Below are 25,013 nucleotides of genomic sequence, written 5' to 3'. Positions count from 1 at the left end.
GCATCCCCCTATTTATTAGAATAAAGATTGAAATACAAATGTTGCAAGAACAGCCCCAACTAATGGACCTACAACTGGAATCCAAGCATAGCCCCAGTCCGAAGACCCTTTGCCTGGGATGGGTAGTAATGCATGGGCAAGACGCGGTCCTAAATCACGAGCTGGATTTATCGCATAACCTGTTGTTCCCCCAAGACTCATACCAATTGCGGCAATAAAGAACCCAACGATAAGAGGATTTAATCCCTCAGCAAATGAATTTAGCCCAATCGCATTCAAACCAAAGACTAAAATAAATGTTCCGAGTACTTCACTTATGAAGTTAAATGGCGTATTTTTAATTGCTGGGCTTGTTGAGAAAACGCCCAGTTTCGTGCCTTGATCACTAGTAGCTTTCCAGTGTGGATAGAAGTATAAGATAACAAACGCTGCACCAATAAATGCACCAATCATTTGTCCTGATACATAATATGCAACAGCTCCCCACTCAATACTACCAGCTAAAGCTGCCGCCAATGTTACCGCTGGATTGAGATGGCCACCCGCACCAAAGAAATCTGAAACGTAGACACCAAACGCGACAGCAAACCCCCATGCAAACGAAGTGACAATCCAGCCACCACCATTAGCAAATGTCTTGTTTAAATTCAAATTGGCCCCAGCACCAACACCGAATACGACTAATATGAAAGTGCCAATTAGCTCTCCTATAAAAATATCAGACATTCAGTAATCCTCCTAATCATTTAATAGACTATAAAACTACTTTTTACATTACCCTTTCAAGAGAAAACAAAAAGAGGCATGCGAAAGAAAATAACGATCAAACGTTATTTCGCATGCCTCTCTAAATCTCCGACAAAATAAATTAACTTGTACGAACCATATTATAATAAAATGAAAACGATTGCAAATAAATAATTAAATTTTTTAGAAGAATAAGATAAGAGACATGTAAAGAAAAATCACCAGACCGATCGGTTTTTAACAACAAGTAAGATACTTATCCCCATGTTCACAGCAATCCGAGTCGATAAGTAAACAAATCTGACTGAAGATGAGCGCCCTTCCAAGTCATTATATTTCTTCAGCGAATAGAAAATGCAATCTTTTTGCAGTAATAAAAAAAGCCATCCTTTTCTACCAACCTGCTGTAAGTAGAAAAAGATCGCAGTTAATTATAGCTCCCATAGATCCCTGTTAGATGTTGAAACAGAGATAGCACCGGATTCGAGGGCTGATTCAATCTCTGATTTCTCCCTCACCAAGCCACCAGCAATTATTTTTATATCCGTTTTCTCATGAACTTCGCGAATGATTTCTGGAATAATGCCAGGTAACACTTCAATATAATCTGGCTTTGTATTCTTCAACAACTCTAGTCCATTCTCTAACGCCAGGGTATCAATGGAGAAAAGCCTTTGAATGGCTAGTACCCCTTTTTTCTTGGCTGTAATAATCGCTTGTCTCTTGGTCGAAATAATCCCAGCCGGTTTAATTTCTTGGCAAACGAATAAAGTGCCACTTTCATCATTCTTTAAACCATCAATCATATCCATATGAATGAGGATTTTTTTATTATGCTTCTTAGCTGTTGCTACAACACTTTTTATTTGTGTAATGTGAGAATCCAGTAAAATCATATACTCATATTGCGAAGAGATGACTTTCTCGAAATCCTTCATATTACGAATAGCTGGTAGGATTGATTGTTTGATCACTAAGATCAACTCCTTCTTCATTGCTCATATCTATCCATTAATAATAGAAACAGGTAAAGAAAAAAGCAATTACACTAAATACCTGTCTTAATTGTTTATCTTTGGCTTCATTCATTATAAAGCATCTTCTACACAAAAAAAAGAAAGCTAGATACTCACTGAATCCAGATTAAAAGTGTTCCCTATTGATTTAAAAAGAAAACCTTAGGTATATACAAGACATTATATAAAGATAAAAAGACCAACATCTTTATCAGATGAAGGTCTTCTAAACAATTATATAATCGCTTCCTTCACAGCAACAGCACCTTCTCGGTCTCTTAAATCTTCATAAAAGTGTGCATGCGCTGTTAAAAAGTATGGGCCAAGCCAAAGAAACCCAATTCCAAGCGTTAAGATACATAGAAAAGCCCAACCGATGAAGCTTAAGTTCAAACAAAAATATCTCCACTTATGACCCTTCATCATTTTTCGACTTTCAGTTATCGCTTTGTTCACAGATAATTCTGGGCGGTCGCGTAAAATATACATCGCTTGAGAATACGAAAGCGACTTAATGATGCCTGGGATAATCAATAATAAGAACCATAAGAAAATATAAATGCTTTGTAAAATCGTTAATCCCAAAGCTCTTAAGAAACTCAAATACTTAAAGCCTGTAAATAATTCCTCCACTGGAAGCTTAGACTCTCTAATTAATGTAATGTACGACAATGAAAGACTTACACCAAATGGAATTAAGATTATACTAATTGCAATACTAATTAAATTATACCCTGCAGCATACTCCCATTCAGGATAAGGAATTAATAGTATTTCAATAATAAATTCGGGGATGAACGTAATTAGAAAATATAAGAATGAGAGCAATACACCCTTTCCCCAATTGTCTCGCAATGATGCGAGAGCAAGTTGTTTAATTTGTTTACTTTTCATCTCGTTTCTCTCCTTTCACAACCAACATATTGTAACACAAGAAAAAAATGACATCAATTGTATATTTTTCTTTTTTTATATTTTTTTACCTTAAGCTATTAGCTTTAAAAAACGCACAAACATCTTTGATAATATCAAAAAATTTACCAATATATAATAATTACTACTAAAAGTTCTAGCATCCGATAATGCGCATACTCCCCCCTCTAATAAGTTGTGATTATTCTTGTCAACTTGGGCTATTTTTTAATTAAAGAAAGTAGCATCACGAGATGATCACCACTAAAAATTCCAAGAAGGTTACTCTATCCCTGAGCTCTTTTGTTCTTTTGAGAAATTAATTACTTATGATTAATGCTTAGAAAATTTATTGGAGGTAAATTACGTTTTTTATTTATTCTCTTACTCTTTCCCTATAAATGCCCGATAAATTTCACCGATGAGCCCATCCATTTGATGAATACCAAGCTCAGTATTCGTCAAAATTATTATCCCTTCCTTCTTTTGCGGGTATAGAGCAAGCAAACTTTGAAAGCCTACTCCCCAACCAAGGGAACTCAATTCAAATCCATTGGATGTATTTCCTAAAAAGCAGCCAAGCCCTGACCATTCACACTCACCCTGTGATGTAAACATTTCATTTATAGTTAGGGGTGAGAGGCCGAGCTTACTATCACCAACGATTGCATTCATGAGTTCAATCATCAGCATACTAATGTCTTGAGATGTTGACCAAATCTCCCCACCTGATTCTCTTGTCTGATAATAGGCTCTCGACAATATTCAGTTTTCCCAAGAAAAAGTTGTTCTACTGTAGGGTAACCCCAACGTTTTTGATAGGGTAAAAAACTATTTGGCGGATCAATGATACCTGATTGGTGACTTAATAATTGTCTAATGGTGAGTGTGGTTGAGGGTGTATTAGAGGGTATTGTCCATGTTGTGACCACTTCATTTATTGGTGTATCTAGTTGGAGGAGCTGTTCATCTATTAGTTTGCAAGCTAAGACCGTAGTAAGCAATTTACTTATAGAGCACACATTAAACATCGTATTTCCCATAACAGGAAATTGGTCGTGTTTATTACGCACTCCATATTCACTTTGAAAGATTTTCTTATTTTTAATCATTGTTATTGTTAATCCTTGTATGTGTAACGCCTTCATTCTTTCTGCTATATTTAATGCAGTCACTATATATCACTCCTTTTTTAAAAGGTAACACAAACATACGTTCTATTCAATGAAAAAAAATCCCGCTAAATAAAACGGGATCTCTTTTCTATAGAGTTACTTCTTCTGTTTGCTGATGGTCATTATTTAAAAAGCGAATGGTTTGAGGGGTAATGGCTAATATGACATAGTTTGGATCCTCAGGCCCTTCAAACCAACGGGAGAAAGAATCCTGCCAAATTTTCTTTTTTATCTCTTCATCTTCACTAATTCGACATTGTCCCTTGACTTCAATGTATTCATCATTCAGACCTTTACCAGTATAACCTAAAAGAATAGAAGTATGTCCATTCTCCTCAATCTCTTCAACCTTTTCTGTATTTTTCTTTGTCGCACTATAAAGAGTGAATCCCTCGCTATCTTCACAATAAAAAGCCATATAACGAATATGTGGCGCATTTGATTCTACCGTTGCCAATACACCGATAGGATGATTCTTGATGATTTCTTTTGCTTTTTTCATTACTTTTTCATTTGACATCAACTTCAACTCCTAGTTTAACGGTTTGAATTCATTGATACAACTTTGCACTAAAGTTACCCCTTGACTAATTGACGCTCCGCCACCAAAGGCTGACGAAACAGCAATGGTTTCCATAATTTCTTGTTCTGTGCACCCTTGATCGATACAGCCTTTTGTATGAAAGATGATGCAATATTCATCTTGTGCTTGCACACTAATTCCTAGTGCAATTAACTGCTTTTGCTTGGCACTAACTGCACCTTCTTTGAAACATTCCTCTGTAAACTCGTTAAATTTCTCTGCATATGTTGGTAAAGTGTGCGATAAATGAGCCAAACCCTCTTTAAATTGAAGAATGGATTCTGCCATATTTGATTGTTGTTCCATCTCTTTTCCCTCCATATTTTCAATATTTACAGATGTAGTATGTGCTGTTTCACATTTCTTAAGCACTAACTCGATCTAATGAAATCAAGAAGAACCTCAGCATTCAAAAAAGGCTCCTCAAAAAATTTGAGAAACCTTGTGTTCATATCTATTTTATTTACTACTATAATCATGTTCGTTCTTCGATGATGAACTCGATTTATTTTTTTGTTTTTTGCCTACTTTTTCCTCTTTTACTTCTAGTTCAATATCTTTAAGTGGTAATGGATCAACATGAGGATCTTGTTCTATTTTTTTCTTTTGCTCTTTTTTAACAGATTCTCTACTCATCTTTATAGCCACCTTCCTTATTACTTTTGTATTTACCCTTTATAGGAAAAATAAAACAAGGATAGCTTCAATAAATAGGTAGCCCTCATTTTTAGAATAATTTTTTTAGGGGATCACATGTTATCTATTTTACTATTTGAGTATATGCTATTTTCTTCACACTCAATATATTGTTCCTTAGCAGACATTTGATAGGCAATTAGTTTCCTCTTCGTTTGTTTTACAACAGTTAGATATTTTTTTTCAATATAAAGGTATAATTGTATCTTTTTCTTTCCTTTACTATAACAAATATGATAGGGAACTGTTTTTTGATTATGCGGCATAAATAAGTCTTCATTACCAGGATAAATATGAATTCTTTTCAAAAAACTAGCTTCATTATACATAGTAACTACTTTCTCCTTAACCTGTCCCTCTATCAGTTGGCTATCATATACTAATGTAATCTCTTTTTCATTTATTTCTTGATGGATGGCAAATTTTTTTAATACCCATGCGACAGCCGCACTTGGTGGGCTAGTAATCATCTTGATTAAAATACCTAGTATTAATACAAAACCCATTGTCCATGTCATGCCTTGATCCTCCTAAAACTTTTAGTCATAAGCAATATATATAGCTAAAGCAATGATGGACAAAGCAATCACCACTATATAAATCATTGTTAAGTTTAGATTATTTTTTCTTGAAGATGATTGATAATTATCATCACTCCTATTCGTAATCAATAGGGTAGCAATAATCGCAATCATTAGGATGCATATAATTACGCCGTATAATATGATCATCTTTTATGCTCCTCTTTTATGTATTTCGCTTTCTCCTTTATCTTAATTGAAACGAGCATATTTATGACCAGCCAATTCATCTATTTTTTTACCATCCACTTCATTTAAGTAAGTGCCAATGCAGCACTAAAGCGTTGGATACCCGTTCTTATTTGTTCTTCATTTGCTCGTCCAAAGGTAAACCGCACAAATAACTTCTTTGATCCCATCATCATTCCAGGAAAATAAATAACCCCTTGTTTAATAGCATTCTCTAACAACTTCATTTCATCAACGTCTCTGTTTATTTCACACCAAATATGAATACCACCTTGAGGAATGGTAAACACCACCTGATCCCCTAAATATTTCTTTAAACTAGCAACTACTTCATTTCTTCTTTGCACTAGTTCTGTTTTGATCCTATCTAAATGTACAGGAAAATGCTTTGACTCCAAAAAATCATTAGCAATCCATTGTGTATAGCTAGCATGACCAAAATCAATCTGCTGCTTTGCATCCGATAATCTTTCTATTACCGAGTTCGGCCCGATAATCCAGCCAATCCTTAAACCAGAAGCAACTAATTTTGATAACGAACTGATATACAATACATTTCCGTTTTGATCCATCGATTTCAATGTAGAGACAGGATTGTTATTAAAAGCAATTAAGCTGTATGGATCATCCTCAATCACTGGGATCCCGTATTCAGAAGATATATCCAAAATCTCTTGCAATTGCGCTTTCCTAAACAGCCTCCCTGTTGGATTTTGAAATGCTGGATTTAAAAAAATCATACTAATCCGGTGTTTTTTATGTAATGAAAGAAGCTCGGCAGAAAGAGCCCTATTGCTTAGTGCTGATAGGGTAAAGACTTGAATGCCTGCTGATTTGAAAATGGGTAAGTTGTAATGATAAGAAGGATCTTCAATTACAACAGCATCACCAGGTTTTAATAAGCATTGCACAACAAGATGCAGGGCTTGTTGTGCTCCAGAAGTAACAAGGATAGAAGCTGGTGTTGTTTGAATATTTCTGTATTTCTCCACATGTTTCATAATGGTATATCTTAATGCTTCACTACCTTGAGGATGGTCGTAACCTAGTCTCCCAATAAACGCTTGCATTTGCGTAATTTCTCTTAAAATATCGGTTGGATATAAATCTTCTGACAACTCACCACTCGCCATATTGATAAGTTTTCTTTTTTCCATTTCCTTACGAATTTTTTGCGTAATCGGCAAATTAGGTAAGAACGAACCTGCTTCAATATATCTGTTCCAACTTGGCATACGCTTTTTTGTCATGCCCCAAATATCTTTACTTATGACTGTACCACTTCCGATTCTCCGTTCAATTAATCCTTTTGATTCAAGTTCATCATAAGCAGCAACAATCGTACTTCTATTAACTTGAAAAGTTTTAGCTAACTGTCTTTCCGATGGTAGATTTTTATCAGCTGGAAAAGTACCGTCAGAGATTCCGTTCTCTATTTCATCGGCAATTTGTTTATAAATCGGCTTCTTTAATTTACGGTTGATTTTTTCATCCATGATATACATCCCTTTTTAGTTAATACATATAGTGTAACCAACTTATTTAATAATGGAATAGTACTTTGTTTTCTGAGTGAAATGAATAACATAAAAATTCACTACTCTATTTAGCATTGAAAAAAGGGAGAAGTTAAAAGACAATTAGTATTCGCTAATGCTTCCTATCCGTTTCTCTTTTCACTTTTTTAATTCCTTCCGTCCCAACAACGCAACCAATAAGTGCGAGTATCATACTAGTCGAAATGGCTTTAATAGCATAATAAAACGCTGTGCCAGTCACACAGTCTAAAATAATGAAACGTTTAATCGTTGATGCTTTTATCGAATAAAATACGACTTGGTTTTCTTGTACTCTTTTCAGCGCGGCTCACGCACCTTTCACCTAGACATACTAAAAGTTACGTAAAGAGATTTTGTCCTATGCCTACTATAAGAAATACAATGAATTTACATAACAAGAGTTGCATTCATAAGAATTAATCTTATTTAAATACGCAGGAACCTCATAAAGAATCCACTGGCAGCTTTTTTTCATCAAATCTTTTTTTCCCTCTACAAAACTTAAATTTAGATGTACTTTCATGAGTTAAAAATGACGGGGCATTTTCTACGTTTAAATGAATACAAAAACTTTGATATTAAAAAATAGACAGATATAATGGTTGCTAACAGATGTTTTTAAAGGAAGATAAGTTTGGAGGATTAGAATGACAGGCAAAAAACGTTTTATTAATCTAGATAATGTAGAAAACACTAAATCATTCAATGATTTTCGTCGTTGGCAAAAAGAACGAAGACAAAATAAAAAAGATCTTACTATCCAAATTGAGCAATCCCCAACAAAAGAAATTATACGATTAAACAAAAATAGAAAAGAAGCTTCTATTACATGGATTGGCCATTCTACTTTTTTCATTCAAATAGATGGATTAAATATCGTTACTGATCCCGTGTGGGCAAAACGTATGGGTCTCGGTAAACGATTAACAGCTCCCGGTATTTCTATAACTGATTTACCAGATATCGATATTGTCTTAATCTCTCACGGTCATTATGATCATTTAGATTTTCCATCAATTAAAAAACTAAAAGGAGACCCCACTTTCTATGTACCAATTGGTTTAGGGAAAAGTTTTAGCAAACGGGGATATCAGCATATATTTGAAGCGAACTGGTATGATTCTTTTAGACTCAATTCGTTGTCCCTTTCTTTTGTACCCGCTCAACATTGGACGAAAAGATCACTAACGGATACGAATACATCTCATTGGGGTGGTTGGATAATAGAAAATGAGCCACACTCTATTTATTTTGTCGGTGATACAGGTTACTTTCGTGGGTTTAAAGAGATCGCCGAAAAGTTCAACATCAAAACTGTATTAATGCCCATTGGCGCCTACGAACCAGAATGGTTTATGAAAGTCAGTCACATTAACCCAGAAGATGCAGTGAAAGCATATATAGAATTAAATGGCGCTACCTTTATCCCTATGCATTATGGTACTTATCATTTAGCAGACGATACCGGACCAGAAGCTATTGCTAGACTAGATGCTGAATGGGAAAAGCAACAATTAGATGCCAATCAACTAAAAAAATTATTAATCGGCGAAACATTTTGGTTGTAACTGATTTGGATCGGAAATCAAACAGCATATTGATAAAGTTGACTAGGAAAGAAATTATGCATCAATACTTCCCTAGTTTCCCCTTTTATCGAAGTGACTTCCCAGCCATTGCAACGAGTTTAGAGAGGATATTTCTTCTGTAAATAACTGATTGAACTATTAATTAGTTGCGCTAATATTTCTATATCAATGTCAGCAACTTTATTAATATACACACATGACTTTCCGGTAGTATACTTACCAAAATCATTCAATATGTTTAGGCGATTAGGATCACATGCAGCTAAGTAAAGACTTATTTTAGCTTTACGCGGTGAAAAACCAACTAACGGAGCCTCTCCAGCATGCCCAGATTCGTATTTGTAATGATATTTTCCAAATCCGATAATACTCGTTCCCCACATTTTCGCTTGATAACCGGTCGCTTCAATAAAGATATCTAATAACTGATAAGCATCCTCCCGCTTCTTTACTGAATCCACTTTTTCGATAAACATTATGACGTCTTCATCCGTCTCTTTTGTCTTTAATTGATACATGTTTTCTTCCTCCTTTTATCCAGTGATTCTCTAGGCTTTTTATTTTCTTTTTACAGGAAGTATCTATACAACATTATAGGCAAATAAAAAGCTCGCCATCAATGACGAGCTGTTATTTAACCTGATATTGTTTGGTCTTCTTTTCTTTTTCTATTTTTAATCAACTTCAAAATAAGTGGATAGCATAAAGATAATACTGTAAGAATCATCAAAATAATAGAAATCCCAGAAGAAAAGAAAATACTTAGACTTCCATTAGATGATGTCAGAGCCATACGGAAATTTTGTTCCATATCTGTTCCCACAATTAGCGCTAGAACTAATGGAGCAATAGGAAAATCTAACACTTTCATAACTAAACCAATGAGACCGAATAACAATAATAAGTAAAAGTCAACTGTAGAATAACTCAACGTGTAAGTACCGATAAAAGCCAACATAATGATAAGCGGATACAGTACTTTAGCTGGCGTGTGAAGGACCTTTACGAGTAACCCAACTAATAGTACATTAATAATCACTAAAGCAATATTACCGATAAACATACTGTTAATAAGTCCCCAAACCATAACCGGATCATTTTCAAAAAGCATCGGACCAGGTCTAACGCCGAGCATGATTAATGCGCCGAGCATAACAGCAGTGGTTCCTGAACCTGGAATCCCCATTGTTAATAACGGAATCATCGCCCCAACTGAGGCAGAGTTATTTGCCGATTCTGGTGCTGCTAAACCTTCTACAGCTCCTTTACCAAATTCCTCTGGTTTTTTAGATAACTGCTTCTCAGTAGAATAGCTAATCATTGATGCAATGGTTCCCCCCGCTCCCGGAAGTACACCAACAATAAATCCAAGAGGTGCACTCCTGAGAATTGGCCATTTAGAACGTTTCCATTGCTCTTTGGTGAACCATGTTTTACCCATGTCTTGATTTTCTTTTTGCTTTTTCTTTTCTTTATAAATCGTTAAGAAATTATAAAATACCTCACCTACCGCATAGATTCCAATGATGACAATTAGAAAATCAATACCTTCTGCTAAATGTGGCATCCCAAGGGTAAAACGATGAACACCGGTTTGCGGATCAATGCCAATTGTACTTAATAATAACCCTAAGCACATTGCTATAAAACCTTTAATCATTTTTCCTGTTGATAGCGAAACAATAGCTGAGAGGGTTAATAGCATAAGTAAAAAATATTCCGATGGACCGAACTGCAAGGCAAAGCTTGCTAACGGCTTAGCTAAGGCAATAAATCCAAAGGTGGCTAATATCCCCCCGATAAAAGAAGCTACTGCTGATATGGCCATTGCTTGACCAGCTTGCCCTTTCTTTGCCATCGGATAACCATCAAAGGTGGCAGCAATTGCCGAACCATTGCCAGGTGTATTTAATAATATAGAGCTTCTAGATCCGCCGTACATCGCACCATAATAAATGGCAGCCATTAATATAATGGCACTTGTTGGGTCCATTCCAAAAGTAACTGGGATTAAAACCGCAACAGCCGTGGCTGGACCTAACCCTGGTAACATACCAACAACTGTCCCCAAGAATCCTCCTATTACAATCCAAATAATATTAATTGGTTGTATGGCTGTCATCAATCCTTCTACAAAACCCTCCATATGATTCCCTCCTTTTCTATGGCAAACTTACACCTAATAGTTGACTAAATCCGTACCAAGTAATGAAGGAAAAACTCACAGTAACGATGACGTTAACGAGCCATTTTCTCCAACCATTCAGATAAAATAATAAGACACCTAAGAATAAAATCGTTGAAATTAAAAATCCTAGTGTTTCAAATGTCAAGGCATAAATGATACCGAGGATGATCGTGACAACAATTAACTGTATGGCCCTCTTACTAAAGACATCTGTCAGTTTCTCTTCTTTTTCATGGATATTTCTCAGCTCATTCACCAGATAAATAACACTTAGGATAAGCATCAGTGCACTGATGCCAATAGGAAAATATAGAGGCCCATTGGCACTACCTAATGTAGCTTTTGGGATCTGAAATGAGCTAATTAGAAAAACTAAACTAACGGCTATCATTAATATGGGTAAACCTATTTTGATGATTCTCACTTAACAAATCCTCCCTTACTGAACCAGCCCTGATTCGCCAATTAAATCCTTATATAATTCTGCTTGTTCATCGAAAAACGCTTTCGTATCACTACTATTCTGGTAAAAATCATCCCAATCATTATTTGTTAAAAGTTCAGCCCATTCTTCACTCTTAACCATCTCTCCCAATTTTTCATCCCAATATTTGATTTCTTCTTCTGTCATATCTGGTGGCCCCATAATACCTCGCCAATGGGGGAAAACCATGTCAATACCTTCTTCTTTTAATGTAGGTACATCTTCTAATTCTTCTAATCTATCTTCCGAAGACACCGCTAAAATCTTTAGCTTGCCAGCTATATGTTGTTCCTTAACTTCTGATAATGAAGTCGTGACCGCGTTTACATGATTTCCTAAAAGGGCTGTAACTACGTCCCCACCACCGCCATCATAGACGAGGAAATTCAAGTCTTTTGCTGCGACATCCCTCATTCCTGCCGCTTGCACAAATGATAGATGATCATCATTGCCTAGTCCTGGTCCTACGCCAATTTTTATAGATGCTGGATCATTCTTAATATCTTCAAACAAGTCATTTATATTTTCATATGGAGCATCTACTGATACAGCAATGGCCTGCCATTCGGTTGCTAAGGTCGCAAGAGGTGTAAAATCCTCATAAGTTAACTTACTTTGTCCTAAGAAATGATTGGTTAATAGCAGACTAGAGTTTACCGCAAGATAATGACTATCCTTCGTATGTAAATAGCTCCATCCAACTTCACCACCGCCACCTGGCTTATTAATGACATTAATGTTATTATCCACCAGGTTATTATCCTTAAGAATTTTTTGCACAGATCGAGCTGTTAAATCCCATCCGCCACCAGGTGAGGCAGGAGCAACTACTTCTATATTTTTTGTTGGATATTCCCCATTTCCTGAAGTTGAATTGGAAGAACACGCTGTCAATATAAGAACAGCTAGAACGAAAACTACCAGCTTTTTCACTATATCCACTCCCCTTATTTTGTTAAATTCTGAGTTAATATTAAATTCTGAATAAATAAATGTAAACGTTTTCTAAAAATTGTCTATTAAAAACTTAAAATTAATTAAATTCATTGTGTTCATTTGTGCTTTATTTCACAATAACTATAAGTGGCAATACGACATACCATTCACCGACGTATGTTTTCCCTCTTATACATAAAAAAACCGGTCCCTTTACGACCAGTTTTTCAACGATAAAAATAGTTCCTCTCGGGTCTCCCCACCACTCCATATACTTGTTCCACATAAGCTTTGTTTATACTAACTAAATATTCTAAGTAGCGGCGGGCTGTTGTACGAGATGCTCCCATTTTCTCTCCGACCTTGTCAGCTGTTAAACCTGTTCCTCCCTTTTGTAGAATGGAGCGCACTTTCTCAAGCGTAACGTGATCAATTCCAGCTGGCAAACCGGTTTGTTTATGTAATATGTCTGTTTGCGTGCGACCAAAGAAATAATCAGCAACCTGTTGATTGACTTCAGTGACAGAAGCGAATTTCCCCTTTTCTTCTTTGTACCTTTCTAAGGTTGCAATAAATACATCCAATGAAACCGGTTTAATTAAGTAAGAGATTACTCCATATTTTAGTGCTTTCAATAAATAATCTTTCTCATTCGCTGCTGTAATTAAAATAATATCTACAAGAGGATACTTCTCCCTTATTTCCTCTAATAGATCAATTCCTAAACGATCCGGCATATATATATCCATAAGTAATAAATCAACTGGATGCTGTTGTAACAGTTCCATCATTGCATGAGCATTTAAACCTGTTCCAATTACCTTCATCCCATCTATTCTAGTTATATACTCTTCATGAAGTTGCGCAATCCGATAATCATCTTCGGCTATTTCTATTGCTACATTAATGATTCCCATTTTTACTCCCCTCTTTCTTTGGTAAATATACAGTAAAGATTGTACCCTTATGCTCATCACTGCTATATTCAATCACACCATTTAGAGATTCTATCTCTACTTGAACATTAAAGAGCCCGTAACCACGATTTTTCCCTTTAGATGATTGTCCCTTCTCGAATAGTTGTTGTGTCATTTCTTCAGCAATTCCTGTTCCATTATCTTGGATTTCAAAAATAACCTCGTCTCCAATATCGGTAACAAAAAATTTCACTTCCTTGGGCGCATTCTCTTTTACTGCATCGAAAGCATTACTAATTAAGTTTCCTAGAATAATGATAAGTGACGATAAATTGAGGTTATCTGGTAACCCTTCTAAAGAACTCTCTTTATCTATTACAAAGTCTATTTTCTTTTCGGAAGCTTGTGCTAATTTTCCTAATAATATCGCTTGCACGCGTTCATCCTTTATTTTTGTAAAAATGATTTTTTCTTCTTTTTTTACTAATGTTGCTTCGCTATTTATGAATTCAATCGCTTTCTCCTTTTTATCTAATTGAAGTAAGCCTAAGATGGCATATAACTTATTCGTAAATTCATGTGATTGTGCTCGTAAATCATCAGAGTACTGTTTCACTTCAGATATGGCATCTATCATTCGTTTAATTTCAGTACGATCTCGGAGGCTAGCTACTGTACCTATTCTCTTCCCAGCTTCTATAATCGGTTGTGTATTCATGATAATGGCTTTCTCATCAATTTGTATTTCAACATTTACTTGTTTTTTACAACTCTTCAGTCCTTCAATCATTACCTCTGAAGAAATGACTTCCTCTACTAATCTCCCTTCTACTTCACTCTCTAATGTCAATAGCTGAGCAGCGGAAGTATTGACCATCGTAATCATCCCTTTTTCATCAATAGAAAGGATCCCTTCCTTCACTGAATGGAGTATAGCGTTTCTCTCTCTGAACATGGCAGCAATTTCATAAGGTTCTAAATTTAATGTGTCTTTCCTAATACTATTAGTCAATGAATAGCCGGCAAAGATGCCAAGAAACAAGATTATCACAGATACTTTAAGTATTTCTCTTATATCCTCCCAAATGGCTTCATATAATTGGTTCACTTCAAAAAGGACAATGACTGCTCCCTCTACTTTTTTATATTCACCATAATTGACCATTATAGGGGCAACGGCCTTAATCACTTTTTTATCTTCTTCTACTGTTTGCATCACATAAGAGCTTCCATAAATAAGTGCTTTTTCATGCTCTTCTATTGTTAATTCTCCAAAAGTAGATTCATCATCAGTCGAGGCGATAATCATGCCATTGCGTTTTTGAAAAAACACTTCCATATTGTCTATCTTTTTTACTTGATTTACTACATTTCCTAAAGTATTTACTAGTTTATAAGGGTTGTAAAAGTCATGTAATGCCGGCATATAAGAAACGGTCTTTGCTGTCTGCATTGTTAACTCTTCAGCCTTAGCCATATCATCATTTAATTTCATCACGATATACATCGCAGATAACAAAACAATAATAGAAATAATTAAAATGACTATAAGGACGAGAATCTTAATTTTTATAGGAACTTTTAATAACTTTTTCATACAGTTCTCCAGTATTTATAGATTCTTTACATTATAGCAGGATTCTTTCTGAATAATCTATCAACTCATACAATCAATTCTCTATAGGGTGGGCATAACCATACGAAATAAGACGATAAAATGATACAACCTATATTTTATTGATAGCGTAAGATTTTACCGAAAATTCCTAATGAAATAATCACTAACTCAAAAAAAAAAAACGAACAACCCAAGTTTAGAGATTGTTCGTTTGCATTTGCCATCTTATATAAGCTCATTCTCCTGATGGCTTTAATATTACCTTTACCGCTTCTTTTCTTATGCCTGCATTAAATCCTGCTTCTGCCTCTTTCAAAGCATACGTATGTGTAATAAGTTTTTCATATGGATACTTTCCTGATGCTGCCATGGCAATCGCACGCTTCATCGTTTGTTCTGTCACTCCGTATATTCCTTTTATATCAATCTCACCACGTACAATTTCACTAGTAGCTATGGTACTTTCTTGCGGGCTAATCCCAATAAGTAAGACTTCCCCACCTTTTTTGCATATTCTCACAGCATCTGTCAGCGAACCATTAAACCCACTCGTTTCAAAAACATGATCTACGCCATTTCCGTTCGTCTTATGAGCAATTGCCTCTAATAAGTTTTCATCATCAACATACACTATATCAGTAGCACCTAGCTCTAATGCTAATGCCAAACGGCCTTTGTCCTTTGTTAATCCAGTGACAATCAATTGTTTAAATCCATAGTTTGATAGGGAGGCAACCATTGATAATCCAATGGGTCCAGGTCCAATAACAACTGCTGTTTCACCCGGCAGAATGTTCGCCCTTTCAATTGCGCGCACACCAATTCCAATTGCTTCTAGCATACCTGCCACTTCAATAGTAACTTCCTCGGGAAGCGGGAGTACATTCCGATAATCGATAGAAGCATACTCTGCCATTCCACCATTTTCTCTAAAACCGTATCGTAATGATTCTGCCGGCACTTTACTCATGGAACCTTTGCCATGGTCACATAGATTCGTTTGCCCTTTCAAACAATTCTCACAATGACCACAAGGAATATACGGATTAATGACTACATCTTTTCCAATCAAATGAGCGTGATTCTTATGACCCACTTCCACTACCACTCCAGCAAATTCATGTCCTAGTGTGACAGGGGTAGATACCCATTCATACGCATTCATCCCTTCGTGCATATGAAGGTCACTTCCACAAATACTGGCAGCTAGCACTTGTACTAGTACATCATTCTCTTTTAAAGTAGGCAATTCTACATCTTTTATTTCAATACCTCGTGATCTATTAGTTTTTACTACTGCTTTCATAAAAAGCTCTCCTCCTTTCTTTTACCATTCTTCTATCGCTAAAGCTCTTATTGGTGAGCCCGTCATTCCTTTTAGGTTTAGTGGCGTTCCCATAAAATAAAAATGTTTCTTTGTTAACTTCTCTAGATTTACTACATTCTCAAAAATCATGATATTTCGGCCAAGTAACTCCATATGAACATTACGTTGCATATTTGTATTAATATCAGCATTAGGAAGATCAAGACCAATCGCTTTTACTTTTTGTTCCACTACCCAACTAGCGACAGAAGGATCTAATGATAAGCAGTCATGAAAACCTGCAGCATTCCATTCTCCTGGCCAGCAGCGAAATAAAACGATATCATCCTTCTTCACTTTAAGATTGTCACGACGAACAACCTCTTCAACCAAATCTCTTGTTACAGGCTCATTTGCACTCTTTTGAGAAACATCTACCAACACTGCATTCCCCATTGTTGCCTCCACAGGGATTTGCTCAATTGTCCAACCATCTTTAAAGAAATGATAGGGAGCATCCATATGTGTGCCACTATGATCTGACATGATTATCGTTTTACTCGCATACCCTTCACACGGCGCTTGATATCGCGGTTTTGAAAAATCATGTGTAACATGATCCATAAATACCACCTTTGGGTGAGACGGGAAAGATACCAGACCGTCGTATAAAACAACAGATAAATCGACTACTTTCATTATTAGCTCCTCCTTTTATAGTAAGTAACCCCATATTAAACAAGCTGCAATATAAATAATTCCTACATAAAACATAATCATTACTAAATAACCCATTATATCTTTAAGCTTTAGTTTCGATAAAGCGAGCGCTGGTAAAATCCAGAAAGGTTGAATCACATCATTCCATGCATTACCAAGCATAACAGACATAGATGTTTGGCTAAGACTTGCACCTAACTCCTTCGCCGCATCAATCATAAATGGTCCTTGAACAACCCAGTGACCGCCGCCAGATGGAGCAAAGAAATTAATAAAGAAAGAACTAATAATTCCCCAGAATGGTAAACTTTCAGCAGTTGAAAAATTAACAAATATAGCAGCAATTGTATCAACTAGACCCGATGATGCCATAATCGCCATGATTCCTGCATAAAACGGAAATTGTAGAATGATTCCTGATATTGTACCAATTCCACTATTTAAGCTTTGCGTATATTTCGCAGGTGTCCCTAGAAGAATAATTCCTAAGAAAAGGATAATAAAGTTAATAATATTAAGATTCATTGTGTTACCATCGATGAAATAGAAAAGGATATAAACTAAACCAATGATACCAATAGCATAATTAAGTAATCGGCTATTATTAATCTTTGAGGCAAAAGTATCATCGCCTAATATATTCACTGATGCTTCTTTTTTCTCTTCATATAATGCAGGATTTATCTCTCTTACATTCTCTTTATTCTTTGGGTGAAGAGCAGCATTCACAAGTGGCAAAGTAATTAATAAGACAACCGTTGTTATTACCATTGGTAAAGAGAAAATGGTTTCACTTAAACCGATTATGCCCATTGCTGCTTCCATTGGATGACCTGGTGTAGAAATGAGCACAGGAATACTAGCTGATAAACCTAAACCATAAAAGGTAAAACCGCTATATGCAGCTGCAATAATTAAGGGATAATGCACACCCTTTACATTCATTGCTAATTTACGAGCGATAATTCCTCCAATAACTAACCCAAATCCCCAGTTTAGATAGCTACCAATCGACCCAACTAAAGTGGCCACTATAATTGCACCCTTAGGTGTTTTTACTTTAGCCGCAATTTTATTTAATAACCTATCCGTTAGTGGTGCAGTTGCTAAAACATAACCCATAGCTAAAATAACAGCCATTTGTGTCGTAAACGCTAATAAATCCCAAAACCCATTTCCCCATGCTAGCACAAGTTCTTTTGGTGTTTGTCCCTCAATCAACATGGCTAGAATCATTGTTAAAATCGTTAATCCAATAGCAAATACAAATGCATCAGGTAAATACTTCCTCATTAAATTTGTGAAAAAGTTTGTCATTTTTTCCATCTAGTTCCCCTCCTTGTTGTCTCTATCTTTAAGCGCTTTCATTATTTGCAAAATTGCGTTATTCTTCTCTTCTACAATTGCTTGTACATTTCTATCTTGCCAATTATAAAAACCTTTCCCACTTTTTATACCTAGTTCTCCTGCTTCTACCTTTTTCACAAAAAATGGATCAGGATCTGTCCGATTTTCGAGATCTGGATATAAGTATGAAGCAATATGAAAATGAACATCTAGTCCATTTAAATCTCGTTGTTCAAGCGGTCCGCTAAATAATAACCGAGGCGCTAAACTATAACGAATAACTGTGTCAATGTCTTCTGCTGAAGCGACACCTGAAGCTAATAGTGAAATGGCCTCTCTTGCCATTGCATGTTGAATGCGATTGGCAATAAATCCTGGGATGTCTTTTTTAATCAGTACTGGCCTTTTGCCAACCTCTTTTAATAGTGACATCACTTTGTCTGCAACTGCTTCCGATGTTGCTTTTGCTTTTACCACTTCAACGAGTGGAATGACATGAGCTGGCATGAAAAAATGTGTACCCATCATCCTTTGTGGATAGGTTAGGCTTTCAGCTAAGCTATCAATAGACAACCCAGAAGTGTTTGTTGCAATGATCGTCTCCTCCGCACAAAACCTCTCTATTTCCTGTAGCACCTGTTGTTTCAGGTCTCGTTTTTCCGGAACTGCTTCAATAATGAACTCAGCTGTTTTCACTTCACTCATTTCAACAGTCATAGAGACAGATGCCAACACACTTTTAACATCATCTGAATTGGAAAGAAGAGTAGAAAGTTGATATTCCATTCTCTCTTTTGCTAAATATAATGCTTCTTTATTCACATCCACTAACGTAACTTGATACCCATTTGTAGAAAACAATTGGGCAATCCCGATCCCCATTGTTCCTCCACCAATAACAGCGATTCTTTTAGTCACTCTAATAACTCCCCCCTCCAGCATTTATACGAATTACCTTAATTTAACAAAAACAAAAAACCTAGCTATCCCAGGAAAATAAGAAAATTACTCGACTCTTATCTCCTTGAAAAAGCTAGGTATCCTTAAGTGTTATGAAAGGTGAATTTCATCGTTAAGAAGACGCTTTTCTTCAGAAAGAATAATATATTCAAATCATTTTGATAGTATTATCATATTTTAAAAGATTTAGATAGTCAATGGAAAATTTTCAATTCTAAAAACCTTTGAAGTTATATGATAAAATAGAACTGTTTAGTAAACCGAAATAGAAGGGAGCCACTATCATGGCACAAAATGAACTTAGCTCCGTACTTGTTACTGCTTATGCCAAAGCTCCACAAGGAACAGCGATGTATGAAGTATACAAACACGCAGGTATTGTTCTCGAAATCAATTCTACTAACCATAAGATTATCAACGCAGAATTTACCTTTATAACTGGCCTGACGCAAGATTTCTTTAAGAGATTAATGATTGGATTTGACATGAGTACCGACCTTCAAGGCCTTATCAACCGGATAGAAAAGCACTATTTCGCACCATCCACCACAGCAGTAATTGTTGCCTTAAAAGGAGCCCATAAAAGATATCATGAGAAATTAAAGCAATTGGAAGAGGGAGAATAAAAGCCAAACCGGTTATATTGCCGGTTTGGCTTTTATTCTCCTCCAACTAGATTATCGTAAACAACAAAATATCTTTCTTAACTAAAAAATAACCAGCAAGGCATCCCCATCCCTCACTGGTTATAATGAATTATTTTATATTACCCCTTAGTTGATCTTACTTAATTCCTCTTGTGGCTTTGCCCACAACCATTCTTTTAACGGTACTTCGTATAATTTTGTCATCCAACCAAGGATCTTACCAATAAAATAAGCGGCTATAACTGTGCCAACCCCGATAGCTCCTAGTGAATGGACAAAGATGAGGCAAACAGCACCGGCGACACAGACATTCAATAAATCACTTGTAATTTTCGCCTTACTAAAAATCATCTTAAAACGCGCACTGATGGCATAGGTTAAGGCATCATAAGGCATAAGTGGTAACTTAGCATTAAAATAACCTAACAGGCCTACTGCCACTACAAATAAACTAATAAGCAAAAAGATAATTTTCATCCCAATTGTTTGTGGTGCTGGAAAAATTTGAACTAAAAGCAAAGTTAAATCCATAAATCCACCGAATAAGAACGAAATAATCAGTTGACCAACAACCTCTTTTACGATAAAAGATTTAGTCAAAATGCTTCCAACAATAATGAATAGAATATTCGCAGCGACAGTCATCATACCGATTTTCATACCAGTACTTAAACTTAACGCATAAGGTAATGATGATACTGGTGAAACTCCTAAATCCGCTTGAATAGAAAAACTAACGCCTAGTGATAAAAAAAATAAGCCTAGTACATAAAGAACTAGTCGTTTAGCCATAATTTGTTTCACCCGATTCTAAATTTGTTCAATGTTTCACTTACTCATTTTATCATCAGAACAAATATATAAAAAATATATATATGATAAACTAGTTATATCAAATTACATATGATGAAAGGGGAGAAATTATGGATATCAGACAGCTTCAATATTATAAAACAATCGTCGATCAAGGCAGTATTTCTAAAGCAGCAAAAGTTCTGCATATGGCGCAACCCCCTTTGAGCCAAGTTTTAAAGAAGCTAGAAACCGACTTAGGTTCTACCTTAATTCATCGTTACCGGGAAAAATGGGAGTTAACAGAGACAGGAATCATTTTGTACAAATATGCCACACAAATGTTAATGGAAATGCAAGTTGTAGAAGAACAAATACAAGAAATCGAACGAGGAGATGCTGGGACTGTCCGAATCGGGGTATCTTCTTCTTGCTCAAATCTGCTGCTTGATTATATCAGCTTGTATCGGAAGGAATTTCCTAATGTCAAGGTCAGTATTTTAAACGGTAATACCGAGGAATTATTGAAAAGACTCGACCAAAGAGAAATCGATATGGCTTTTCTATTAAGACCAATGAATAATGAGCAATACAAAATAAAAAGTTTGAACAAACGATCTTGTATAGCAATTATTCCAAGTGAATGGGCAGATCAACTGTCTCCTGAAAGAACAACTTTTGAAGAAATGGTTTCCTTTCCTTTCATCTTGTTAGGAGCACTAGAGGGTTTGACTTTCACTGAAAATATTCTTAAGTCCTTTGAAGAAAGAAATATAACTCCAAATATCATTATTGAATGTAAAGATGTGATGATGGCCATCCAACTTGTCAGTAAAGGTCTTGGGATATCAATGATTCCGCAAATGGACAATTCTCCTCAACTGTTTGAAAATATTGAAGTTCGAGCAATACAATCTTATGAATATCAAATGGAACCTGTTATTTTGCGCCTCAAAGAGAAACAAATGTCCAAAGCCTCTTGGCACTTTTGGGAAATGATTGACGGGGAAAGTTAAAGCACTATCAGCCGCTCTACCTGCGGTGGATCCAACAGAATACTGGCTGAGGTTGTGGAATGGTCTTAGTAGTTAATAATAGAAGGGTTAAACATCTAAAAACTAGATATTATTCATACCCTTTTACTAAAACCACTCCTCTTCCTTTTGCCGATAAATAATTTTGTGTGCTTCATTCAAAAATTCTTATAGAAAAAACCACAGATTTTCTCTGTGGTCATTATCTTGAAATTCATTTTTTAAAATTAACTTGCTCAACATGATCTCCAAATGTAATATTGGTTACTTGTGGCTTCGTTTCAGCTATCACTTTACCTCCGCGAATAGAATAAAGGATTGTCGCTTGTTTCCTAACGGCCTCATATTCATTTTCTGCTTCAAGGATAATAAAATTCGCCGGTTTACCTTTCTCAATACCATATTCATCCTCGATTTGTAATGTCTTTGCACTATTTTTCGTAATCAAATCGATTGAATTGACAATTTGTTCATAACCTAGCAACTGTGAAGCGTGAATACCCATATGAAGTACTTGTAACATATTTCCTGTTCCTAGAGGATACCAAGGGTCAAAAATATCATCATGACCAAAGCAAATATTAAGTCCAGCTTCTTGGATTTCTTTTACCCTAGTCAATCCCCTTCTTTTTGGATACGTATCAAATCTTCCTTGCAAATGAATGTTGACTAATGGGTTTGAAACAAAATTAATGTTAGACATCTTCAGTAAGCGGAATAGCTTATATGTGTAAGCATCATTATAAGAACCCATCGCTGTCGTATGACTTGCTGTTGTTCGTGTTCCTAAACCCCGCTCATACGCCTCTTTAGCAACAACCTCAACAAAACGTGACTGTTCATCATCTATTTCATCACAATGAATATCAATTAAACGATTGTATTTTTCGGCAAGGTCAAAAGCAATCTTCATCGACTCTACGCCATATTCTCTTGTAAATTCAAAGTGTGGAATACCACCAACGACATCGACACCCATTTTCAACGCTTCTTCCATCAGCTCTGCCCCACTTGGATACGATAAAATCCCTTCTTGCGGGAAAGCAACAAGCTGGATATTAACATAGTCTTTCATTTCTTCCTTTACTTCCAATAAAGCTTTAACAGCTGTTAAGGTTGTATCTGTGGTATCGACATGTGTGCGAACATGCTGAATCCCTTGGGCAATTTGCCATTTTAGCGCTTGCGTCGCCCTTGTTTTAACATCTTCTGGAGTTAAAAATGCTTTCCGCTCTGACCATCTTTGGATTCCCTCAAATAAAGTACCACTTCTATTCCATTCTGGCTCACCTGCTGTTAAAGTTGTATCCAGATGAATATGAGGTTCAATAAATGGAGGTAAAGTGAGCGCCCCATCAACATCAATTACTTGTTCACCATCTGGAACTTCAATTGTTTTTTGTGTAATCTCGTGAAAAACACCATCTTTAATAATTAATTGCCATAGCCCTTCTTTACCCCGTAATTTCGCGTTCTGTATGATCATTAGTTGTCATCTCCTTAGATTTTGATATTTTTGCTACAATGAAGGTTAAAACGATATAAATGATTGCTGTGCCAAACAGTGCATTAAGAGGTGTGATGCCCGGCATAATTTGAGCAAAAGTAACCCCTAGTGCCCATGCTCCCATGGCCACCCAATTAATGACTTTAAATTTCGCTTGCTCAAATCCTTCATAGTTTCTACGTTTAATGAAGAAGTAATCGGCTATGATAATCGCACCGATAGATGGTACGGCAGCACTTAGGATATTTAAGAAACCAACGAAGTTATTGTACATCCACATAGCAAAGATGGTACCAACCAAACCATTTACGACAACAAATACTTTCTTGGAAATCTTCGTAATATTGGCAAAACCAAGCCCCGATGCATATAAGGCGTTATCATTCGTTGTCCAGATGTTAAGTCCTAATACAAGTACAGCTGGAATCATCAATCCCTGTAAAAACATGACTTCAGATATATCAGCTAAACCATATGCCATCGCACCGACTGCACCAAATAAAAACATAAGTGAATTTCCTAAGAAAAAGGCGATGACCGTCGCTGTTACGGCTTGCTTAGAAGTCCTAGCAAACCTTGCAAAGTCAGGTGTCAATGTTCCGCCGCTTATAAATGACCCTATGCAGATGGACAATGCTGCAGCAACTGTCATCGTTTGCGCAGGTGTATAATCCATTAAGCCTTCTAAGCCACCAAAAGCTGAAATTCCTTCTATAACTGAATAACCACCCAAGAGTGTGATTGCTGGTACTGCAATAAACCCTAAAATAACCAATGACTTCATCCCGTAGAGAGAAGTGATTGTCATCGCAATACCGAAACCAAAGATAAGTGCATACACATTCCAATCTAGCGCTGTTGCTACAGGAACAGCAAACATAGCCACACCAACACCAAACCAACCGACTTGCGTAAATCCTAGTAAAAAGGAAGGTAAATACGACCCTTTCTCTCCAAAAGCATATTTAGCTAAAAGATGTGTGGACAATCCTGTCTTGGCAGCAATATGTGCAAGAGCACCTGTATATATGCCTAATAGTAAATTCCCTAAGAGGACGATGATAATAAACTCACTAAAGCTGAGTCCTATACCAAGCTCTCCTCCTGCTAACATGCTTGCTGAGAAAAACGTGAACCCTAACATAACAAATAATGTCTTCCAGAAATTATTTCTCTGCGATTTTGGCACCGCTTGCCACGAAAACTCTTGATCGATTTTACTCATTTGTAAATCCCTCCATCAGTTTTCTGATACCAAAAAGCAGAAAAAAAAGAGACTAATCATCAGTTAGATCTGACAATTAGCCCCTAATTTCATTATCTGTATATGATTATATATAGTATTTCTCTCTAGAAAATACTATATCACTACAGAAATAATGATATCCGCTGCCCTTGCCAGCCTCTCTGGACTGAATTAAAGGTACCAGTATTTAATTGAGTTTATTATTGCAGATAATCAAGCTGCAGTCAATAGTATTTAATATATGAAATATTTTACAATAACATT

General features: G+C 36.0%; 27 protein-coding genes. 3 read left to right on the top strand and 24 right to left on the bottom strand.

Going from position 1 to position 25,013, the window contains the following annotated elements; translation table 11 throughout:
* Window positions 1-15: 15 nt before the first annotated feature.
* From MKX83_RS05090 to MKX83_RS05040, 11 genes are all read right to left on the bottom strand, one after another.
* Window positions 16-726, bottom strand: a complete 711-nt coding sequence (locus MKX83_RS05090) for an MIP/aquaporin family protein (RefSeq protein ID WP_095370423.1) — start codon at window positions 724-726, stop codon at window positions 16-18.
* A 452-nt stretch (window positions 727-1,178) separates the two neighbouring features.
* Entirely contained in the window at window positions 1,179-1,721 is a 543-nt protein-coding gene (locus MKX83_RS05085; RefSeq protein WP_307319033.1) for a glycerol-3-phosphate responsive antiterminator, read from the bottom strand.
* 276 nt (window positions 1,722-1,997) lie between these two features.
* Entirely contained in the window at window positions 1,998-2,657 is a 660-nt protein-coding gene (locus MKX83_RS05080) for a DUF975 family protein (protein ID WP_095370425.1), read from the bottom strand.
* A gap of 402 nt (window positions 2,658-3,059) precedes the next feature.
* Window positions 3,060-3,362 carry a hypothetical protein gene (locus MKX83_RS05075; RefSeq protein ID WP_341054440.1) on the bottom strand — a complete coding sequence of 101 codons (303 nt, stop codon included), beginning with the start codon at window positions 3,360-3,362 and terminating at the stop codon, window positions 3,060-3,062.
* The gene (locus tag MKX83_RS05070) at window positions 3,362-3,850 is read right to left on the bottom strand and encodes a serine hydrolase domain-containing protein (protein ID WP_341054439.1); all 489 of its coding nucleotides are present in this window, start codon (window positions 3,848-3,850) and stop codon (window positions 3,362-3,364) included. Before MKX83_RS05070 ends, MKX83_RS05075 begins: the two co-directional genes overlap by 1 nt.
* Window positions 3,851-3,938: 88 nt before the next feature.
* On the bottom strand, window positions 3,939-4,370 hold the full coding sequence (locus tag MKX83_RS05065) for a pyridoxamine 5'-phosphate oxidase family protein (RefSeq protein WP_095370428.1): 432 nt from the start codon (window positions 4,368-4,370) through the stop codon (window positions 3,939-3,941).
* Between the two features lie 12 nt (window positions 4,371-4,382).
* Complete coding sequence (locus MKX83_RS05060) at window positions 4,383-4,739, bottom strand: carboxymuconolactone decarboxylase family protein (RefSeq protein WP_095370429.1); 357 nt, start codon at window positions 4,737-4,739, stop codon at window positions 4,383-4,385.
* Window positions 4,740-4,892: 153 nt separating this feature from the next.
* Window positions 4,893-5,069: a hypothetical protein gene (locus tag MKX83_RS05055; RefSeq protein ID WP_157733782.1), complete on the bottom strand. Its 177-nt coding sequence runs from the start codon at window positions 5,067-5,069 to the stop codon at window positions 4,893-4,895.
* Between the two features lie 113 nt (window positions 5,070-5,182).
* Window positions 5,183-5,647 (bottom strand): YfmQ family protein, encoded by a 465-nt coding sequence (locus MKX83_RS05050; RefSeq protein WP_341054437.1) that lies wholly within the window; start codon window positions 5,645-5,647, stop codon window positions 5,183-5,185.
* 21 nt (window positions 5,648-5,668) lie between these two features.
* The gene (locus MKX83_RS05045; RefSeq protein WP_095370431.1) at window positions 5,669-5,860 is read right to left on the bottom strand and encodes a hypothetical protein; all 192 of its coding nucleotides are present in this window, start codon (window positions 5,858-5,860) and stop codon (window positions 5,669-5,671) included.
* Between the two features lie 104 nt (window positions 5,861-5,964).
* The gene (locus MKX83_RS05040; RefSeq protein WP_095370432.1) at window positions 5,965-7,395 is read right to left on the bottom strand and encodes an aminotransferase-like domain-containing protein; all 1,431 of its coding nucleotides are present in this window, start codon (window positions 7,393-7,395) and stop codon (window positions 5,965-5,967) included.
* A 710-nt stretch (window positions 7,396-8,105) separates the two neighbouring features.
* Between MKX83_RS05040 and MKX83_RS05035 the strand changes: the two genes are divergently transcribed.
* Complete coding sequence (locus tag MKX83_RS05035) at window positions 8,106-9,026, top strand: MBL fold metallo-hydrolase (RefSeq protein WP_307319052.1); 921 nt, start codon at window positions 8,106-8,108, stop codon at window positions 9,024-9,026.
* 119 nt (window positions 9,027-9,145) lie between these two features.
* On the opposite strand, the gene MKX83_RS05030 is transcribed toward MKX83_RS05035, so the two are convergent.
* The 10 genes from MKX83_RS05030 to MKX83_RS04985 form a co-directional block, all read right to left on the bottom strand.
* Window positions 9,146-9,565, bottom strand: a complete 420-nt coding sequence (locus tag MKX83_RS05030; protein ID WP_322909924.1) for a DUF1801 domain-containing protein — start codon at window positions 9,563-9,565, stop codon at window positions 9,146-9,148.
* Window positions 9,566-9,681: 116 nt separating this feature from the next.
* Window positions 9,682-11,193: a tripartite tricarboxylate transporter permease gene (locus MKX83_RS05025; RefSeq protein WP_341054436.1), complete on the bottom strand. Its 1,512-nt coding sequence runs from the start codon at window positions 11,191-11,193 to the stop codon at window positions 9,682-9,684.
* Window positions 11,194-11,209: 16 nt separating this feature from the next.
* On the bottom strand, window positions 11,210-11,659 hold the full coding sequence (locus MKX83_RS05020) for a tripartite tricarboxylate transporter TctB family protein (RefSeq protein WP_095370437.1): 450 nt from the start codon (window positions 11,657-11,659) through the stop codon (window positions 11,210-11,212).
* Window positions 11,660-11,674: 15 nt separating this feature from the next.
* Window positions 11,675-12,652, bottom strand: coding sequence for a tripartite tricarboxylate transporter substrate binding protein (locus tag MKX83_RS05015; protein WP_095370438.1), 978 nt, complete (start codon window positions 12,650-12,652; stop codon window positions 11,675-11,677).
* Window positions 12,653-12,882: 230 nt separating this feature from the next.
* Window positions 12,883-13,572: a response regulator gene (locus MKX83_RS05010; RefSeq protein ID WP_341054433.1), complete on the bottom strand. Its 690-nt coding sequence runs from the start codon at window positions 13,570-13,572 to the stop codon at window positions 12,883-12,885.
* Complete coding sequence (locus MKX83_RS05005; protein WP_341054432.1) at window positions 13,559-15,169, bottom strand: sensor histidine kinase; 1,611 nt, start codon at window positions 15,167-15,169, stop codon at window positions 13,559-13,561. Before MKX83_RS05005 ends, MKX83_RS05010 begins: the two co-directional genes overlap by 14 nt.
* Before the next feature lie 256 nt (window positions 15,170-15,425).
* Window positions 15,426-16,496 (bottom strand): zinc-dependent alcohol dehydrogenase, encoded by a 1,071-nt coding sequence (locus MKX83_RS05000; RefSeq protein WP_341054431.1) that lies wholly within the window; start codon window positions 16,494-16,496, stop codon window positions 15,426-15,428.
* 21 nt (window positions 16,497-16,517) lie between these two features.
* Window positions 16,518-17,195, bottom strand: a complete 678-nt coding sequence (locus MKX83_RS04995; RefSeq protein ID WP_307319065.1) for a cyclase family protein — start codon at window positions 17,193-17,195, stop codon at window positions 16,518-16,520.
* 15 nt (window positions 17,196-17,210) lie between these two features.
* Window positions 17,211-18,542, bottom strand: a complete 1,332-nt coding sequence (locus tag MKX83_RS04990) for a short-chain fatty acid transporter (RefSeq protein WP_341054428.1) — start codon at window positions 18,540-18,542, stop codon at window positions 17,211-17,213.
* On the bottom strand, window positions 18,543-19,481 hold the full coding sequence (locus tag MKX83_RS04985) for a 3-hydroxyacyl-CoA dehydrogenase NAD-binding domain-containing protein (protein WP_307319067.1): 939 nt from the start codon (window positions 19,479-19,481) through the stop codon (window positions 18,543-18,545).
* Window positions 19,482-19,807: 326 nt separating this feature from the next.
* Between MKX83_RS04985 and MKX83_RS04980 the strand changes: the two genes are divergently transcribed.
* Complete coding sequence (locus MKX83_RS04980; RefSeq protein WP_307319069.1) at window positions 19,808-20,149, top strand: DUF3870 domain-containing protein; 342 nt, start codon at window positions 19,808-19,810, stop codon at window positions 20,147-20,149.
* Window positions 20,150-20,296: 147 nt separating this feature from the next.
* Here MKX83_RS04980 and MKX83_RS04975 read toward each other — a convergent pair whose 3' ends face one another.
* Window positions 20,297-20,962 carry a YczE/YyaS/YitT family protein gene (locus tag MKX83_RS04975; RefSeq protein ID WP_307319072.1) on the bottom strand — a complete coding sequence of 222 codons (666 nt, stop codon included), beginning with the start codon at window positions 20,960-20,962 and terminating at the stop codon, window positions 20,297-20,299.
* Between the two features lie 131 nt (window positions 20,963-21,093).
* On the opposite strand from MKX83_RS04975, the gene MKX83_RS04970 reads away from it, so the two are divergent.
* Complete coding sequence (locus MKX83_RS04970; protein WP_307319074.1) at window positions 21,094-21,978, top strand: LysR family transcriptional regulator; 885 nt, start codon at window positions 21,094-21,096, stop codon at window positions 21,976-21,978.
* 232 nt (window positions 21,979-22,210) lie between these two features.
* Here the strand turns inward: MKX83_RS04970 and MKX83_RS04965 are convergent, their stop codons facing one another.
* Window positions 22,211-23,482 (bottom strand): cytosine deaminase, encoded by a 1,272-nt coding sequence (locus MKX83_RS04965; RefSeq protein ID WP_307319077.1) that lies wholly within the window; start codon window positions 23,480-23,482, stop codon window positions 22,211-22,213.
* Window positions 23,451-24,728: a cytosine permease gene (gene codB / locus MKX83_RS04960; protein WP_307319080.1), complete on the bottom strand. Its 1,278-nt coding sequence runs from the start codon at window positions 24,726-24,728 to the stop codon at window positions 23,451-23,453. The genes MKX83_RS04965 and codB overlap by 32 nt, the downstream gene beginning before the upstream one ends.
* Window positions 24,729-25,013: the final 285 nt, after the last annotated feature.

It is taken from the genome of Cytobacillus sp. FSL M8-0252 (assembly GCF_038007345.1).
GTDB lineage: Bacteria > Bacillota > Bacilli > Bacillales > Cytobacillaceae > Cytobacillus > Cytobacillus kochii.
The sequence above is the reverse complement of the archived record's forward strand: the minus strand, read 5'-3'. Positions and strand labels throughout refer to the sequence as shown.

Bases quoted from the DNA above. Each gene is read 5' to 3' on its own strand.
- MKX83_RS05045 (WP_095370431.1), bottom strand. From the start codon at position 5,860: ATGATCATATTATACGGCGTAATTATATGCATCCTAATGATTGCGATT.
- MKX83_RS05035 (WP_307319052.1), top strand. From the start codon at position 8,106: ATGACAGGCAAAAAACGTTTTATTAATCTAGATAATGTAGAAAACACT.
- MKX83_RS04995 (WP_307319065.1), bottom strand. From the start codon at position 17,195: ATGAAAGTAGTCGATTTATCTGTTGTTTTATACGACGGTCTGGTATCT.
- MKX83_RS05055 (WP_157733782.1), bottom strand. From the start codon at position 5,069: ATGAGTAGAGAATCTGTTAAAAAAGAGCAAAAGAAAAAAATAGAACAA.
- MKX83_RS05075 (WP_341054440.1), bottom strand. From the start codon at position 3,362: ATGATTGAACTCATGAATGCAATCGTTGGTGATAGTAAGCTCGGCCTC.
- MKX83_RS04980 (WP_307319069.1), top strand. From the start codon at position 19,808: ATGGCACAAAATGAACTTAGCTCCGTACTTGTTACTGCTTATGCCAAA.
- MKX83_RS05025 (WP_341054436.1), bottom strand. From the start codon at position 11,193: ATGGAGGGTTTTGTAGAAGGATTGATGACAGCCATACAACCAATTAAT.
- MKX83_RS05040 (WP_095370432.1), bottom strand. From the start codon at position 7,395: ATGGATGAAAAAATCAACCGTAAATTAAAGAAGCCGATTTATAAACAA.
- MKX83_RS05000 (WP_341054431.1), bottom strand. From the start codon at position 16,496: ATGAAAGCAGTAGTAAAAACTAATAGATCACGAGGTATTGAAATAAAA.
- MKX83_RS05060 (WP_095370429.1), bottom strand. From the start codon at position 4,739: ATGGAACAACAATCAAATATGGCAGAATCCATTCTTCAATTTAAAGAG.
- MKX83_RS05005 (WP_341054432.1), bottom strand. From the start codon at position 15,169: ATGAAAAAGTTATTAAAAGTTCCTATAAAAATTAAGATTCTCGTCCTT.
- codB (WP_307319080.1), bottom strand. From the start codon at position 24,728: ATGAGTAAAATCGATCAAGAGTTTTCGTGGCAAGCGGTGCCAAAATCG.
- MKX83_RS04965 (WP_307319077.1), bottom strand. From the start codon at position 23,482: ATGATCATACAGAACGCGAAATTACGGGGTAAAGAAGGGCTATGGCAA.
- MKX83_RS04975 (WP_307319072.1), bottom strand. From the start codon at position 20,962: ATGGCTAAACGACTAGTTCTTTATGTACTAGGCTTATTTTTTTTATCA.
- MKX83_RS04990 (WP_341054428.1), bottom strand. From the start codon at position 18,542: ATGGAAAAAATGACAAACTTTTTCACAAATTTAATGAGGAAGTATTTA.
- MKX83_RS05030 (WP_322909924.1), bottom strand. From the start codon at position 9,565: ATGTATCAATTAAAGACAAAAGAGACGGATGAAGACGTCATAATGTTT.
- MKX83_RS05050 (WP_341054437.1), bottom strand. From the start codon at position 5,647: ATGACATGGACAATGGGTTTTGTATTAATACTAGGTATTTTAATCAAG.
- MKX83_RS05090 (WP_095370423.1), bottom strand. From the start codon at position 726: ATGTCTGATATTTTTATAGGAGAGCTAATTGGCACTTTCATATTAGTC.
- MKX83_RS04970 (WP_307319074.1), top strand. From the start codon at position 21,094: ATGGATATCAGACAGCTTCAATATTATAAAACAATCGTCGATCAAGGC.
- MKX83_RS05010 (WP_341054433.1), bottom strand. From the start codon at position 13,572: ATGGGAATCATTAATGTAGCAATAGAAATAGCCGAAGATGATTATCGG.
- MKX83_RS05080 (WP_095370425.1), bottom strand. From the start codon at position 2,657: ATGAAAAGTAAACAAATTAAACAACTTGCTCTCGCATCATTGCGAGAC.
- MKX83_RS05065 (WP_095370428.1), bottom strand. From the start codon at position 4,370: ATGTCAAATGAAAAAGTAATGAAAAAAGCAAAAGAAATCATCAAGAAT.